The organism is Aquipseudomonas guryensis (assembly GCF_014164785.1).
Lineage (GTDB): Bacteria > Pseudomonadota > Gammaproteobacteria > Pseudomonadales > Pseudomonadaceae > Aquipseudomonas > Aquipseudomonas guryensis.
The window spans coordinates 532,031-545,806 of the sequence record NZ_JACJFN010000002.1; the positions used below are offsets into that span (position 1 = coordinate 532,031).

Sequence of the window (13,776 nt, forward strand, 5' to 3'; positions counted from 1 at the left end):
GCATGGCCGGAGTATTGGACTCGGTTAACCAACGTACCCAGTTAGTCGGGCAAAATCGTTTGGAGTTGCTGCTGTTCCGTCTTGAGGGGCAGCAGTTGTACGGGATCAACGTATTCAAGGTGAAGGAGGTGCTGCAATGCCCCAAGCTCACCATCATGCCCAAATCCAGTCGGGTGGTGCGCGGGGTGGCCAATATCCGCGGCGGCACGATCCCGATCATGGATCTGTCGATGGCGACCGGGCGTGCCGGGCTGGATGACCTGAAGAACAGCTTCGTCATCATTACTGAGTACAACACCAAGGTTCAGGGTTTTCTGGTGCGTTCGGTCGAGCGCATCGTCAACATGAACTGGGAAGAAATCCATCCGCCACCCAAGGGCACCGGGCGCGACCATTACCTGACGGCAGTGACGCGTGTGGACAATCAGTTGGTGGAAATCATCGACGTGGAGAAAATCCTCGCCGAAGTCGCGCCCATGTCTGAAGCCATATCCGAGGGCGTGGTGGATACCGCAACCCAGGCCAAGGCAGTATCGCAGCGAGTACTGATTTGCGACGACTCCTCGGTGGCGCGCAAGCAGGTGTCACGTTGCCTGGAAAGCATCGGGGTCGAGGTGGTTGCGCTCAATGATGGACGCCAGGCCTACGATTACCTGCGCAAGCTGGTCGAGGAAGGCAAGAATCCGGCAGAAGAGTTTCTTATGTTGATTTCCGACATCGAGATGCCGGAAATGGACGGCTACACCCTGACGGCGGAGATTCGGGCCGATCCAAGGATGCAGAAGCTGCACGTGATTCTGCATACTTCGCTGTCCGGCGTGTTCAACCAGGCGATGGTGAAGAAGGTCGGGGCGGATGACTTTCTGGCGAAGTTCCGCCCGGATGACCTGGCTTCCCGTGTGGTTGAGCGCATCCGTGTCGCAGATGGGGGCTGAGGGCGCTGCCTTCGGTAGTAACTATGTATGGTGAGGCGGCATTAGTGTCTTCAGGCAATTTGGATTTCGAGCAGTTCCGGACCTTCCTGGAGAAGGCGTGCGGTATTTTACTGGGTAGCAACAAGCAGTACCTGGTTTCCAGCCGTCTCAACAAGCTGATGGAACAGCAAGGCATCAAGACGCTTGGCGAGCTTGTGCAGAAAATGCAGACGCAGCCGCGCGGTGGTCTGCGCGAGCAGGTCGTCGATGCCATGACCACTAACGAAACCCTGTGGTTCCGTGATACCTACCCCTTCGAAGTCCTCAAGAACCGGGTATTGCCGGAGATGATCAAGGCCTCGCCGAACCAGCGCTTGCGCATCTGGTCGGCTGCCTGTTCTTCGGGGCAGGAGCCTTACTCGCTGTCGATGACCATCGATGAGTTCGAAAAAAGCAACCTGGGCCAGCTCAAGGCTGGCGTACAGATTGTCGCTACCGATCTGTCGCCGTCGATGCTGAGCAACTGCAAGTCGGGTGAGTACGACAGCCTGGCTATGGGGCGCGGGTTGTCGCAGGAGCGCTTGCAGCGTTATTTCGACCCTAAAGGTCCGGGCCGTTGGGCCGTCAAGGCGCCGATCAAGAGTCGCGTGGAGTTCCGTCCGCTTAACCTGCTGGAAAGCTATGCGGCGCTGGGCAAATTCGACATCGTGTTCTGCCGTAACGTGCTGATCTACTTCTCTGCCGAGGTGAAGAAGGACATCCTCACGCGTATCCATGCCACGCTGAAGCCGGGCGGTTATCTGTTCCTCGGTGCATCCGAGGCGCTGAATGCTCTGCCGGATCTGTATCAGATGGTGCAGTGCAGTCCGGGGATCATCTACAAGGTGAAATAACGCCTGCAGCGTTAGCGAGACATAAACGGGAGGCCACTGGCCTCCCGTTTTCGTTTGGGCGGCAAACGCCTTGTCTGGTATTGCCGCTTGCCTTGCCTATAGCGGAAAAGCTTTGCCGCTTGCCGCTCTTTTGATTGCCATACTTATTCTAATTTATTGATAAATAAGGAAAATAAATATTGGCATAGCCTTTGCTAAATATCTGGCACAGCACCGCCAGATCGCCCACCGGCAAAGGTTAAAGGTCATGAGCATCAGTTTCGACAAGGCACTCGGTATCCATGAAAAGGCACTCGGTTTCCGCGCCCAGCGCGCAGAGGTGCTGTCCAACAATATCGCCAACGCCGATACGCCGAACTACCGGGCTCGCGATCTGGATTTCGCTGCCGTGCTGGCCGAGCAGAATGACAAGACCTCGCGCAAGCAGGTCAACCTCAGCCGTACCGACAGCCAGCACATCCCGGCTGCGGGTATCGAACTGGCTGACCCGGCGCTGCGCTTCCGTACCCCGTTCCACCCGTCCATTGATCAGAACACCGTCGACATGCAGCAGGAGCAAGCCAGCTACGCCGAGAATGCGGTGCAGTTCCAGGCCAGCTTCACCCTGCTCAACAGCAAATTCAAAGGGCTGGTCGGCGCCCTGCGCGGCGAATAAGGGAGATACCTAACATGTCACTTGCCAGTGTCTTCAATATCGCCGGAACCGGCATGAGCGCGCAGAGCACTCGCCTGAACACCATCTCCAGCAACATTGCCAACGCCGAGACGGTGTCCTCCAGCATCAACCAGACCTACCGCGCGCGCCACCCGGTATTCGCCACCGTGTTCGAATCGAGCATGCAGGGCGATCGTGGTTCGCTGTTCGCCGAGCAGGACGAAGCGGGGCGTGGCGTGCAGGTGCTGGGCATTGTCGAGGATCAGAGCAGCCTGATGCCGCGCTACGAGCCGAACCATCCGGCCGCCGATGAGAAAGGTTATGTGTACTACCCGAACGTCAACGTGGTTGAGGAGATGGCCGACATGATTTCTGCCAGTCGCGCCTTCCAGACCAACGTGGAAATGATGAATACCGCCAAGCAGATGATGCAGCGCGTACTGACCCTGGGCCAGTAAGCCGCGAACGAGGAGCAAGACCATGAGCGTTAGTGGCGTTAGTTCGGCCCTGGATCAATATCAGATCAAGCAGGACACCACCCAGAACAAGGAGCTTGGCAAGAATGAGTTCCTCAACCTGCTGGTGGCTCAATTGAATAACCAGAATCCGCTGGAGCCGCAGGGCAATGGTGAGTTCATCGCCCAGTTGGCGCAGTTCAGCCAGGTCGAAGGTATCGAGAAGCTGAATACCAGCATGGGTTCGCTGCTGTCTGGCTACCAGTCCTCGCAGGCTTTGCAGGCTTCTTCGCTGGTCGGACACAAGGTCATTGTGCCGACCGACAAGGCCGTGGTGGATACCGCTGAAACCTTCAAGGCCAGCCTGGTTCTGCCGGTCACCAGCAGCAACGTCTACGTCAACGTCTATGACAGCGCAGGCGCTGTGGTGAATCGCGTCAATCTCGGTCAGCAGGCCGCCGGCAATGTCAGCTTCATGTGGGATGGCAAGGATGCCAGCGGCAAGGTCATGCCGCCTGGCACCTACAAGTTCGAGGCGCAGGCTAGCTACGCCGACGGAACCAAGGGGCTGTACACCTTGCTGCCAGCCAATGTCGACAGCGTCACCCTCGGGCAGAACGGTGGTGAGCTGATGTTGAACCTCGCGGGGCTGGGCAGCGTGCCGCTGTCGCAGGTCCAGGTCATCGGTCAATAACGCACAGATCGTAAGCGCCGGCAGTAACGGCAAAGGAGTCTTCCATGGGTTTCAATATCGGTCTCAGCGGCTTGCGCGCGGCCACCAGTGATCTCAACGTCACCGGTAATAACATTGCCAACGCTGGCACTGCAGGCTTCAAGCAGTCGCGGGCGGAGTTTGCAGACGTATATGCCGCCTCGGTACTCGGCAGTGGTTCCAACCCGCAAGGCAGTGGTGTGCTGCTTGGGGATGTGTCGCAGCTGTTCAACCAGGGCAACATCAACTACACGCAGAATGCGCTGGACCTGGCGATCAACGGCAACGGCTTCTTCCAGACCAGCAACAATGGTGAGGTGAGCTACACCCGTGCCGGTTACTTCGGTACGGATCGTGATGGCTACATGGTCAATAACTTTGGCTATCGCCTGCAGGGCTACACCGTGGATGCCAATGGCAACTTGCAGAACGGCATTGTGGATGACCTGCGCATCCAGACGGCCAGTCAGCAGCCGCAGGCGACTTCGACTATCTCCCAGGTGTTCAACCTCAACTCGACCAATGTGCGCCCCGGCAATGCTGGCACCTCGGCGGCGCCGACCTTCGATCCTGCCGATCCGCTGACCTACAACTCGTCCACCTCGCTGAACATCTATGACAGCCAGGGCAACTCCCATGTGATGACCCAGTATTTCGTCAAGGACGATGCCACTGCGGCTTCCGGCGGGCAGAATACCTGGGTCATGCATGTGCTGATCGACGGCCTGAACCCGCTCAATCCGCAGGATGCGGCGAATACACCGCTGTCCTTCAACGTTGCGTTCGATACCTCGGGGCAGCTGAGCAGCATTACCGACACCACGGGCGGTACCGCAGGCACCGGTTACACGATCGACCCGCTGACCAACGAAATTACTTTCCTCTCCGATACCACGGGTTCTGCTGGTGACGGCTGGATTCCGGCCACTGTCGATACCACTGGCGCTTCACCCACTGGTTTCGTTTGGAACGGCGCCCTGGGCAGTACCGACAACATCACCTTCGACCCACGTGGTACGACACAAAACGCCAGTGCCTTTTCCGTCAGCAGCGTCAGCCAGAACGGCTACACCACCGGCCAGCTGTCCGGCCTGGAAATCGACGACACCGGGGTGATCTTTGCCCGCTACACCAACGGTCAGTCGCTGGTCCAAGGGCAGGTGGTATTGGCCAACTTCGCCAACGTGCAAGGGCTGACGCCGGTGGGCAAGACTGCCTGGGTGCAGTCCTTTGCATCCGGTGAACCGGTAGTGGGCACGCCACGCTCAGGGACTCTGGGCGCCCTGCAGTCCGGTGCACTGGAGGACTCCAACGTCGAGCTGTCGGACCAGTTGGTCAACCTGATCGTGGCGCAGCGCAACTACCAGGCCAACGCCAAGACCATCGAGACCGAAAGCGCCATCACCCAGACCATCATCAACCTGCGTTGATTGAGGTGGCTCGGGCGACGGCTTGCCGCCAGCGGCAAACCGTCGCCGTCTATCTTCCATAAAGGCTCCTTCGGGAGCCTTTATGCATTTAATAATTCTTTTTAAATCAAAGATATATGATTGTTTTTCGGGTGTGGCACGGCATTTGCTGAATAGCTTGCAACAGAGTAGCGAGCGGCAAGCGCCGACCCTCGGAGAACACCATGGACAAGATGCTGTACGTCGCCATGACCGGTGCCAGTCAGAACACCCTGGCTCAGCGTGCCCACGCCAACAACCTGGCGAACATTTCCACCAATGGCTTTCAGCGCGATTTCGAGCAGGCCCGTTCCATGCCGGTGTTCGGCGAGAGCTACCCGGCGCGGGTGTACGCCATGAGCGAGCGCCCCGGCACCGACTTCACGCCGGGCACCCTGCAGGAAACCGGACGTGAGCTGGATGTGGCCGTCGATGGTCAGGGCTGGATTGCCGTGCAGTCTGCCGATGGCAGCGAAGCCTATATCCGTACCGCCAGCTTGCAGATCGATGCTCTGGGTCAGCTGCGTACCGGCAACGGTTTGCCGGTGCTCGGCAATGGCGGGCCGATTGCCGTGCCGCCGGAGCAGAAGGTGGAGATCGGTCAGGATGGCACCATCAGTATCCGTGCCCTCGGCGAGGCGCCGAGCGTAATGGCAGAGGTTGACCGCATCAAGCTGGTCAAGCCAGATCTGCAGAACATGGAGAAGGGCACCGACGGCCTGATCCGCCTCAAGGACGCCACCCAGCCGCAGCTGGCCGATGCCAACGTACGTGTAACGTCCGGCTTTCTCGAAGCCAGCAACGTCAATGCCGTGGAAGAGATGACGGCGATCCTCTCGCTGTCCCGCCAGTTTGAACTGCACGTGAAGATGATGCGTACCGCCGAGGAAGGCGCTACCGCCATGGCACGGGTCATGCAACTCAGCTAATTACCAACGCGCAGTGCCGGAAAACCGGCACTCGAGGAGAACGCTATGCTTCCGGCACTCTGGGTCAGCAAAACCGGCCTGTCCGCTCAGGACATGAACCTGACCACCATTTCCAACAACCTGGCGAACGTCTCGACCACCGGGTTCAAGCGTGATCGCGCCGAGTTCGAGGACTTGCTGTACCAGATCCGTCGCCAACCTGGCGGCCAGTCCAGCCAGGACAGCGAGCTGCCTACCGGCCTGCAGCTGGGTACCGGTGTGCGCATTGCCGGCACCCAGAAGATTCATACCCAGGGCAGCCTGCAGACCACCGAGCAGCCGCTCGACATGGCCATCAACGGCCGTGGCTTCTTCCAGGTCCTGCTGCCGGACGGCACTGTCTCTTACAGCCGTGACGGCAGTTTTCACCTGGATTCAGATGGCCAGATTGTCACCAGCCAGGGCTTTGCCCTGGAACCTGCCATCGTGCTGCCGGCTGAGGTGCAGACCTTTACCGTGGGTGAAGACGGTACGGTCTCGGTCACCACCTTCGGCAACCCGGCGGCGCAGGTGATTGGCAATATCCAGACTGCCGACTTCGTCAACCCGGCGGGCCTGCAGGCTATCGGCAACAACCTGTTCCTGGAAACCGCGGCAAGCGGTGCACCGCAAGTCGGTACCCCCGGCCTGACTGGCCTCGGCGTGATGCTGCAGAACACCCTGGAAAACTCCAACGTCAGCGTGGTCGAGGAACTGGTGAACATGATCACCACCCAGCGTGCCTACGAGATGAACTCCAAGGTCATCTCCACCGCTGACCAGATGCTGTCCTTTATTACCCAGAATCTTTAACGCGCGATAGCAGGCCTGGCCTGCTGATTGCCTGAAGCAACACGAACGCCGTGAGGTAGTGGTTATGAACCGGCTGATGATTTTTCTTACCGTGCTGAGCGTCACCGCCCTGAGTGGCTGTGTGTCGCCACCACCGAAGCCGGATGACCCTTACTATGCCCCGGTGCTGCCGCGTACGCCGCTGCCGGCGGCGCAAACCAATGGCGCGATCTATCAGGCGGGTTTTGAAACCAATCTGTATGACGACCGTAAGGCCTATCGGGTGGGCGACATCATCACCATCACCCTCAGCGAGAAGACCCAGGCAAGCAAATCAGCCGGTTCGAAGATGGGCAAAGACAGTAGCACCAGCATCGGTCTGACCTCCCTGTTTGGCGGCGGAGTGTCCGTCGATAACCCCAGCAGTGGCTTGAACCCGCTCGATGCTGCCAGGCTCAGTCTGGATGCCAGCTATAGCGGCACCCGCGAGACGGAAGGCGACAGCGCTGCCGACCAGAGCAACAGCCTGTCCGGCTCGATCACCGTGACCGTCGCCGAGGTGCTGCCCAACGGCATTTTGTCCGTGCGTGGCGAGAAGTGGCTGACCCTGAATACCGGCGATGAGCTGGTGCGTATTGCCGGTATGGTGCGCGCCGACGATATCGCCACTGACAACACCGTTTCCTCGACCCGTGTGGCCAATGCCCGGATCACCTACTCAGGCACTGGCGCCTTCGCCGATGCCAGCCAGCCGGGTTGGTTCGATCGATTCTTCATGAGCCCGCTGTTCCCGTTCTGACCAGGTAACCGATCATGAAGCGACTGATATCTGCCCTCTGCCTGCTGCTTGCTACCAGCACCGTGCAGGCCGAGCGCCTGAAGGACCTGGCCAGCATCCAGGGCGTGCGCGCCAACCAGCTGATCGGCTATGGCCTGGTGGTCGGCCTCAACGGCACCGGCGACCAGACCACGCAGACGCCGTTCACCCTGCAGACCTTCAACAACATGCTGGCGCAGTTCGGCATCAAAGTGCCGGCGGGTGGCGGTAACGTGCAGCTGAAGAACGTCGCAGCGGTCTCCATCCACGCCGAACTGCCGCCGTTCGCCAAGCCTGGGCAGACCATCGACGTGACGATTTCCTCGATCGGCAACGCCAAGAGCCTGCGCGGCGGCAGCTTGCTGCTGGCGCCGCTGAAGGGTATCGACGGTAACGTGTATGCCGTGGCCCAGGGCAATCTGGTGGTTGGTGGCTTCGATGCCGGCGGCGCCGATGGCTCGCGTATTACCGTCAACGTGCCGTCGGCCGGGCGCATTCCGGCCGGGGCCACAGTGGAACGGCCGGTGCCGAGTGGCTTCGAGCAGGGCAACAGCCTGACGCTCAACCTCAATCGTCCGGACTTCACCACGGCTAAGAACATCGTCGACCAGATCAACGGCCTGCTTGGCCCAGGCGTGGCCCAAGCCATCGATGGCGGCTCGATCCGCGTCAGTGCGCCGCTGGACCCGAATCAGCGCGTCGATTACCTGTCGGTGCTGGAAAACATCGAAGTCGAAGCAGGGCAGGCGGTAGCCAAGGTCATCATCAACTCGCGCACCGGTACCATCGTCATTGGCCAGAACGTGCGCGTGCAACCGGCGGCAGTGACCCACGGCAGCCTGACCGTGACCATCACCGAAGACCCGATTGTCAGCCAGCCTGAGGCACTCTCCGGCGGCCAGACAGCGGTGGTGCCCAATTCCAAGATCGATGCCGTGGAGGAGGCCAAGCCGATGTTCAAGTTCGGCCCTGGCACCACCCTGGATGAAATTGTGCGTGCGGTGAACCAGGTGGGCGCCGCACCTTCCGACCTTATGGCCATCCTCGAGGCGCTCAAGCAAGCCGGCGCACTCCAGGCTGACCTGATCGTGATCTAAAGGAGGCGGCCATGGATTCCAAACTTGCAGCCGCCGGCCTGGTCAGCGGCAAAGCCTACGACAGCGGTGCCTACACCGACCTGAACCGGCTCAATCAGTTCAAGGTTAATGGCGACAGTGACAGCAACATCAAGAAGGTGGCGCAGGAGTTCGAGTCGCTGTTCCTCAACGAGATGATGAAGGCCATGCGCTCGGCGAACGCAGTGTTCGCCGAAGGCAACTTCATGAACAGCAACGAGAGCAAGACCTACCAGGATATGCACGACCAGCAGCTGGCCGTGACCATGTCGAAGAGCGGTGGCGGCATCGGCCTGGCCGATGTGCTGGAGCGTCAGTTGTCGAAGATGAAAGGCGGCGACCGGGCACGGCCGAATCCTTTTGCCCAGGTTGCCGAGCAGGCGTCTGCGGCCGCTATCCCGCAAGGTTTCAAGAGTGAGTCGGCAGCCTCTGCACGCGATGATTCCTCGTTGCTCAATCAGCGGCGCCTGAGCCTGCCGAGCAAACTCACCGATCGTCTGCTGGCCGGTATCGTCCCGGCCAGCGCCGAGGCCGAGGCGCAGCCCTTGGCGGGCGCCGACTGGCTGGTGGGGCAACCCGGCAACGTCGCCAAGGGCGAGGCGCTGAAGCTGGCCGACAGCGATGCCATCAGTGGCCGGCGTATCGCCCAACCACCGCTGGCGCCGGGCAAGTCGGCGTTCCGTTCAGCCGAAGAGTTCATCGCTACCATGCTGCCGATGGCCGAAGAGGCTGCGCAGAAGATTGGCGTCGATGCCCGTTATCTAGTGGCCCAGGCCGCGCTGGAAACCGGTTGGGGCAAGTCGATCATCCGCCAGCAGGACGGCAGCAGCAGTCACAACCTGTTCGGCATCAAGGCTCATGGCGGCTGGCAGGGTGATTCAGCGCGGGTGCTAACCACCGAATATCAGGGTGGCAAAGCCGTCAAGGAAGCGGCGTCGTTCCGTACCTATGAGTCGTTCCAGCACAGCTTCAACGACTATGTAAGCTTCCTGCAGAGTAACGGCCGTTATCAGGAGGCGCTGGCTTCAACGGAGAACCCGGAAAGCTTCGTACGCGAACTGCAGGAGGCTGGTTATGCCACCGACCCGCAGTACGCGCGCAAGATTAACCAGATCGCCCGCAAGATGCAGACCTATGAAGCTGTAGCTGCCGTCGACAGCTCGACCACGAGGACTTGAGGCTGAGTTATGGCTGACCTACTGAGTATTGGCCTGTCCGGGCTTTCGGCGAACAAGACTTCGCTGGCGGTCACCGGCCACAACATCACCAACGTCAACACCCCCGGGTTTTCCCGACAGGACACGATCCAGGCCACGCGTATCCCGCAGTTCAGTGGCGCCGGCTACATTGGTTCGGGTACCACGCTGGTCGACGTGCGGCGTATCTACAACGAATTCCTTACCACCCAGGTGCGGACCAGCACGGCGCTGAATAGCGATGTGAGTGCCTATCTGAGCCAGATCAATCAGCTCGATTCGTTGCTGGCCAGCAGCACCACCGGTATTACGCCGGGGCTGCAGCGGGTCTTTGCGGCGCTGCAGACCGCAGCGGAAGATCCGGCCAACATCCCGGCGCGGCAGTTGGTGTTGTCCGAGTCAGAAGGCCTGGCCAAGCGTTTCAATACGATCTACGACCGCCTGTATGAGCAGAATGCGTTCATCAACAAACAGCTCGAAGCGGTGACTGATCAGGTCAACCAGCTGGCCACCTCGATTGCCGGCTACAACGATGCCATTGCCATCGCGGGTGCCAATGGCCAGCAGCCGAACGACCTGCTGGACGCCCGCGAAGAGGCGGTGCGCCAGCTGTCCGAGTTCATCGGCGTCACCGTGGTGCCGCAGGATGACAATACCTACAACCTGTTCATCGGCTCCGGCCAGCCGCTGGTGGTGGGTTCAACGGCTGCGCAGTTGGCCGTCGTGCAAGGGCGCGCGGACCCCCTGCGTAGCGAAGTGGAGTTCGTCAGCGGCAACTCGCGCCAGGGCATCACCTCGCTGATCACCGGTGGTGAAATGGGCGGGCTGATTCGCTACCGCGAAGACGTGCTCGACGAGACCCTGAATGCGGTTGGCCGCCTGGCGCTTTCGGTTGCCGACCAGATCAATACCCAGCTGGGGCAGGGGCTCGATCTCAAGGGCAATTTCGGTGAGCCGCTGTTTCGCGATATCAATGATCCGACCCTGTTGACCCAGCGCAGCCTGGCGCGAATTGGCAACAGTGACGGCACGGCCAACCTGAACGTGCTGATCGAGGACACCACGACGCTGACCACCAGTGACTACGAAGTGGAGTTCACCAGTGCCACCGAATACACGGTGCGCCGGATTTCCGACGGCCAGATGGTTTCTGCCCTGTATGACGACGATGCCGATCCGGATACCCCTCTGGTGGCGGCACCGGCGCCCTACGACATCACCAGCGGTACGCCGCTGGTCTTCGATGGCTTCTCGGTCAATGTGGCAGCCGGCACCTTCGCGGCCGGCGATCGCTTTCGCATCATGCCGACCCGCAACGAAGGCAGCTACATTCGCTCCGACCTGACCAACCCCCAGGAGCTGGCGTTCGCCTCGCCGCTGAAAGCGGAAACCAGCCCGGCCAATGTCGGCAATGGCACCATCACCCAGCCGAGCCTGATCACCCAGATCGACATCTACGATCCGGTGGCCCAGGCTGCCCTGGAAAACAGCCTACGTACCGCGCCGCCGCTGCGTATCGTGTTCACCTCGACCACCGACTACGATGTGGTCGACACCACCGGTGCGGTGCTCAGCAGCAACACTATCGTGCCGGGGCAGAACAACACCCAGCAGATTACCGCCGGTATCGCGCCGGATGATTTCACCTTCGACTTCACCATCAGCGGCCGCCCCCAGACCGGTGACAACTTCACCATCTCGTTCAACACCAACGGCGTTTCCGACAATCGCAATGCGCTGAAACTGGCGGATCTGCAGAACAAGACGACCGTCGGTATCGACCCGAACTTCCCCAAGACCACTGGTACGAGTTTTACTGATACCTACGGTGACCTGGTCGAGCGGGTCGGCACCCTGACCAGCCAGGCGCGGGTCGATGGCGAAGCAACTACTTCGATCCTCAAACAGGCGACCGACAACCGAGATTCGGTGTCGGCGGTGAACCTGGATGAAGAGGCGGCAAAGCTGATTCAATTCGAACAGTACTACCAGGCTTCGGCGCAGATCATTCAAGTTGCGCGGTCCTTGTTCGATACCCTTATCAACACCTTCTAAAGCCGGACTGCCATCATGGTCATGCGTATTTCTTCCATCCAGGCTTTCAATAACGGTGTCAACGGCATTGGTCGCAACTACTCCAATGTCATCCGTACCCAGGAGCAGATCAGCAGCGGCAAGCGCATCCTGACTCCGGCGGACGACCCGGTGGCGTCGGTGCGTCTGCTGCAGTTGCAGCAGCAGGAATCGTTGCTCGGGCAGTACAAGGAAAACCTGACTGCGGCCAAGAACAGCCTGACCCAGGAAGAAACCACGCTCAACTCGGTCAATACGGTGCTGCAGCGTATCCGCGAGCTGGCCGTGCAGGCCGGTGGTGGTGCGCTGTCTGCCGATGACCGCAAGTCGATCGCCAAGGAACTGGACGAGCGCGAGGGCGAATTGCTCAACCTGATGAACAGCCGTAACGCCCGCGGCGAATACCTGTTTTCCGGTTTTCTCGGCAAGACCGAGCCGTTCGTGCGCAATCCGGATGGCACCTACTCGTATTTCGGTGACGAAGGCCAGCGTAGCCTGCAGGTGGCCAGTTCGACCACGGTGGCGATCAACGACAACGGCAAGCGCCTGTTCGAAGACGTGACCAATGCCAACCGTGTGCTGAGTACCGGCGGCATCGACAATGCCGCTCTGGCAGGCCAGGTACCGCCATTGCCGGCGACGACCATTCCTGCGGTGCCGAGTGCCGATCAGCGTGTCTTCATGTCGCCGGGGCTGGTCAATGACAATGATGCCTTCAACAGCATCTTCCGGGCGGGCGAGCCTTACTCCCTGGCATTTGTCAGTGGTAGCGAGTTCCGCATCTATGATGCCGCCGGCGCTGACGTAACCTCGGAGGTTCCGGGGGGCGGAGTGATCGATCCGCTGGCCAACGGCGGCAATGTCATCAACTTCCGTGGCATGCGCTTCCAGCTGGACGTGGTGTTGCAGGAAGGCGACAACGAACAAGACCTGGACAACCTTCTGGCGGATATCCAGCCGCCCGCCGTGGCAGGCTCTCCAGGCATCGGTACGCACAGTTTCACCCTGGAATCGGCACCCACCGAGTTCGCGGTAACGCGCGCCTCGACCAACCCCTCGACGGCCGTGATTACGGGCGGCACCATCACCAACCAGGCCGTTTTCAACGCGCAGTTCCCGACCTCGGGTGTGGTGTTGCGCTTTACCAACGCCAGTGACTACGACGTTTACTCACAACCGGTTGGACCGAGCAGTACGCCGATCGCCAGCGGCTCGGCCCCTGGGCCTTACCCGGCAACGGTCAGCGTGTTCGGTGTGGACTTCAGTCTGAGTGCCGCGGCGGCGGCCGGTGACGAGTTCGGCGTGCAACCGCAGTTCCAAGAGCAGCGCAGCATCCTCAACAGCATCTCGCGCCTGCGCCAGGCGCTGGAGTCGTCGCCGACCACCACGGTCGGCAACCTGGCGATCCGCGATGAGGTGGCCATCGCCCTGACCAACTTGGACAACGGTATCGGCCAGGTCCTGGAGGTGCAGACCGAGATTGGTGCCCGCCTGAATCTGGTTGATTCCACCGAGGTCGACAACGAAGACGTCACTCTGGTCAACAAGGCCGTCCAGGCCGAGCTAAGCGAGCTGGACTATGCCGAGGCGCTTTCCCGGCTGTCCTTCCAGACCGTGATTCTGGAAGCCGCGCAGCAGAGCTATGTGAAGATCGCTGGGCTCAACCTGTTCAATCAGTTGCGCTGATCGGCACCGTATCAGGCCGCGGAGTGCTGATGTGGGCTATCCGCGGTTCGTGCTTCCCTGATTTTTCTGATTC

13 protein-coding genes are annotated in these 13,776 nt (G+C 60.3%); all 13 read left to right on the forward strand.

Annotated features, from left to right (window positions below):
• Positions 1 to 2 precede the first annotated feature (2 nt).
• The 13 genes from H3H45_RS10205 (at position 3) to H3H45_RS10265 (ending at position 13,703) form a co-directional block, all read left to right on the forward strand.
• Positions 3 to 935: a chemotaxis protein CheV gene (locus tag H3H45_RS10205; protein WP_182833616.1), complete on the forward strand. Its 933-nt coding sequence runs from the start codon at positions 3 to 5 to the stop codon at positions 933 to 935.
• A 44-nt stretch (positions 936 to 979) separates the two neighbouring features.
• Positions 980 to 1,807, forward strand: coding sequence for a protein-glutamate O-methyltransferase CheR (cheR, locus tag H3H45_RS10210; RefSeq protein WP_182833617.1), 828 nt, complete (start codon positions 980 to 982; stop codon positions 1,805 to 1,807).
• Between the two features lie 247 nt (positions 1,808 to 2,054).
• Positions 2,055 to 2,462, forward strand: coding sequence for a flagellar basal body rod protein FlgB (flgB, locus tag H3H45_RS10215; RefSeq protein ID WP_182833618.1), 408 nt, complete (start codon positions 2,055 to 2,057; stop codon positions 2,460 to 2,462).
• A gap of 14 nt (positions 2,463 to 2,476) precedes the next feature.
• Positions 2,477 to 2,920, forward strand: coding sequence for a flagellar basal body rod protein FlgC (gene flgC, locus H3H45_RS10220; RefSeq protein WP_182833619.1), 444 nt, complete (start codon positions 2,477 to 2,479; stop codon positions 2,918 to 2,920).
• A gap of 22 nt (positions 2,921 to 2,942) precedes the next feature.
• Complete coding sequence (flgD, locus tag H3H45_RS10225) at positions 2,943 to 3,611, forward strand: flagellar hook assembly protein FlgD (protein ID WP_182833620.1); 669 nt, start codon at positions 2,943 to 2,945, stop codon at positions 3,609 to 3,611.
• Positions 3,612 to 3,655: 44 nt separating this feature from the next.
• Complete coding sequence (gene flgE / locus H3H45_RS10230; protein WP_182833621.1) at positions 3,656 to 5,059, forward strand: flagellar hook protein FlgE; 1,404 nt, start codon at positions 3,656 to 3,658, stop codon at positions 5,057 to 5,059.
• A 203-nt stretch (positions 5,060 to 5,262) separates the two neighbouring features.
• On the forward strand, positions 5,263 to 6,006 hold the full coding sequence (locus H3H45_RS10235; RefSeq protein ID WP_182833622.1) for a flagellar basal body rod protein FlgF: 744 nt from the start codon (positions 5,263 to 5,265) through the stop codon (positions 6,004 to 6,006).
• Positions 6,007 to 6,051: 45 nt separating this feature from the next.
• Positions 6,052 to 6,837 carry a flagellar basal-body rod protein FlgG gene (flgG, locus tag H3H45_RS10240; protein ID WP_182833623.1) on the forward strand — a complete coding sequence of 262 codons (786 nt, stop codon included), beginning with the start codon at positions 6,052 to 6,054 and terminating at the stop codon, positions 6,835 to 6,837.
• 64 nt (positions 6,838 to 6,901) lie between these two features.
• Entirely contained in the window at positions 6,902 to 7,615 is a 714-nt protein-coding gene (flgH, locus tag H3H45_RS10245) for a flagellar basal body L-ring protein FlgH (protein ID WP_182833624.1), read from the forward strand.
• A gap of 14 nt (positions 7,616 to 7,629) precedes the next feature.
• Positions 7,630 to 8,730 carry a flagellar basal body P-ring protein FlgI gene (locus tag H3H45_RS10250; RefSeq protein ID WP_182833625.1) on the forward strand — a complete coding sequence of 367 codons (1,101 nt, stop codon included), beginning with the start codon at positions 7,630 to 7,632 and terminating at the stop codon, positions 8,728 to 8,730.
• Between the two features lie 11 nt (positions 8,731 to 8,741).
• The gene (gene flgJ, locus H3H45_RS10255; protein WP_182833626.1) at positions 8,742 to 9,926 is read left to right on the forward strand and encodes a flagellar assembly peptidoglycan hydrolase FlgJ; all 1,185 of its coding nucleotides are present in this window, start codon (positions 8,742 to 8,744) and stop codon (positions 9,924 to 9,926) included.
• 9 nt (positions 9,927 to 9,935) lie between these two features.
• The gene (gene flgK, locus H3H45_RS10260; protein WP_182833627.1) at positions 9,936 to 11,999 is read left to right on the forward strand and encodes a flagellar hook-associated protein FlgK; all 2,064 of its coding nucleotides are present in this window, start codon (positions 9,936 to 9,938) and stop codon (positions 11,997 to 11,999) included.
• A 15-nt stretch (positions 12,000 to 12,014) separates the two neighbouring features.
• The gene (locus H3H45_RS10265) at positions 12,015 to 13,703 is read left to right on the forward strand and encodes a flagellar hook-associated protein 3 (protein ID WP_235983569.1); all 1,689 of its coding nucleotides are present in this window, start codon (positions 12,015 to 12,017) and stop codon (positions 13,701 to 13,703) included.
• Positions 13,704 to 13,776 lie beyond the last annotated feature (73 nt).

What these genes read in the sequence shown, in the direction of transcription:
- H3H45_RS10205 (WP_182833616.1), top strand. Translation starts at nt 3, where the DNA reads ATGGCCGGAGTATTGGACTCGGTTAACCAACGTACCCAGTTAGTCGGG.
- flgB (WP_182833618.1), top strand. Translation starts at nt 2,055, where the DNA reads ATGAGCATCAGTTTCGACAAGGCACTCGGTATCCATGAAAAGGCACTC.
- flgC (WP_182833619.1), top strand. Translation starts at nt 2,477, where the DNA reads ATGTCACTTGCCAGTGTCTTCAATATCGCCGGAACCGGCATGAGCGCG.
- flgD (WP_182833620.1), top strand. Translation starts at nt 2,943, where the DNA reads ATGAGCGTTAGTGGCGTTAGTTCGGCCCTGGATCAATATCAGATCAAG.
- flgE (WP_182833621.1), top strand. Translation starts at nt 3,656, where the DNA reads ATGGGTTTCAATATCGGTCTCAGCGGCTTGCGCGCGGCCACCAGTGAT.
- H3H45_RS10235 (WP_182833622.1), top strand. Translation starts at nt 5,263, where the DNA reads ATGGACAAGATGCTGTACGTCGCCATGACCGGTGCCAGTCAGAACACC.
- flgG (WP_182833623.1), top strand. Translation starts at nt 6,052, where the DNA reads ATGCTTCCGGCACTCTGGGTCAGCAAAACCGGCCTGTCCGCTCAGGAC.
- flgH (WP_182833624.1), top strand. Translation starts at nt 6,902, where the DNA reads ATGAACCGGCTGATGATTTTTCTTACCGTGCTGAGCGTCACCGCCCTG.
- H3H45_RS10250 (WP_182833625.1), top strand. Translation starts at nt 7,630, where the DNA reads ATGAAGCGACTGATATCTGCCCTCTGCCTGCTGCTTGCTACCAGCACC.
- flgJ (WP_182833626.1), top strand. Translation starts at nt 8,742, where the DNA reads ATGGATTCCAAACTTGCAGCCGCCGGCCTGGTCAGCGGCAAAGCCTAC.
- flgK (WP_182833627.1), top strand. Translation starts at nt 9,936, where the DNA reads ATGGCTGACCTACTGAGTATTGGCCTGTCCGGGCTTTCGGCGAACAAG.
- H3H45_RS10265 (WP_235983569.1), top strand. Translation starts at nt 12,015, where the DNA reads ATGGTCATGCGTATTTCTTCCATCCAGGCTTTCAATAACGGTGTCAAC.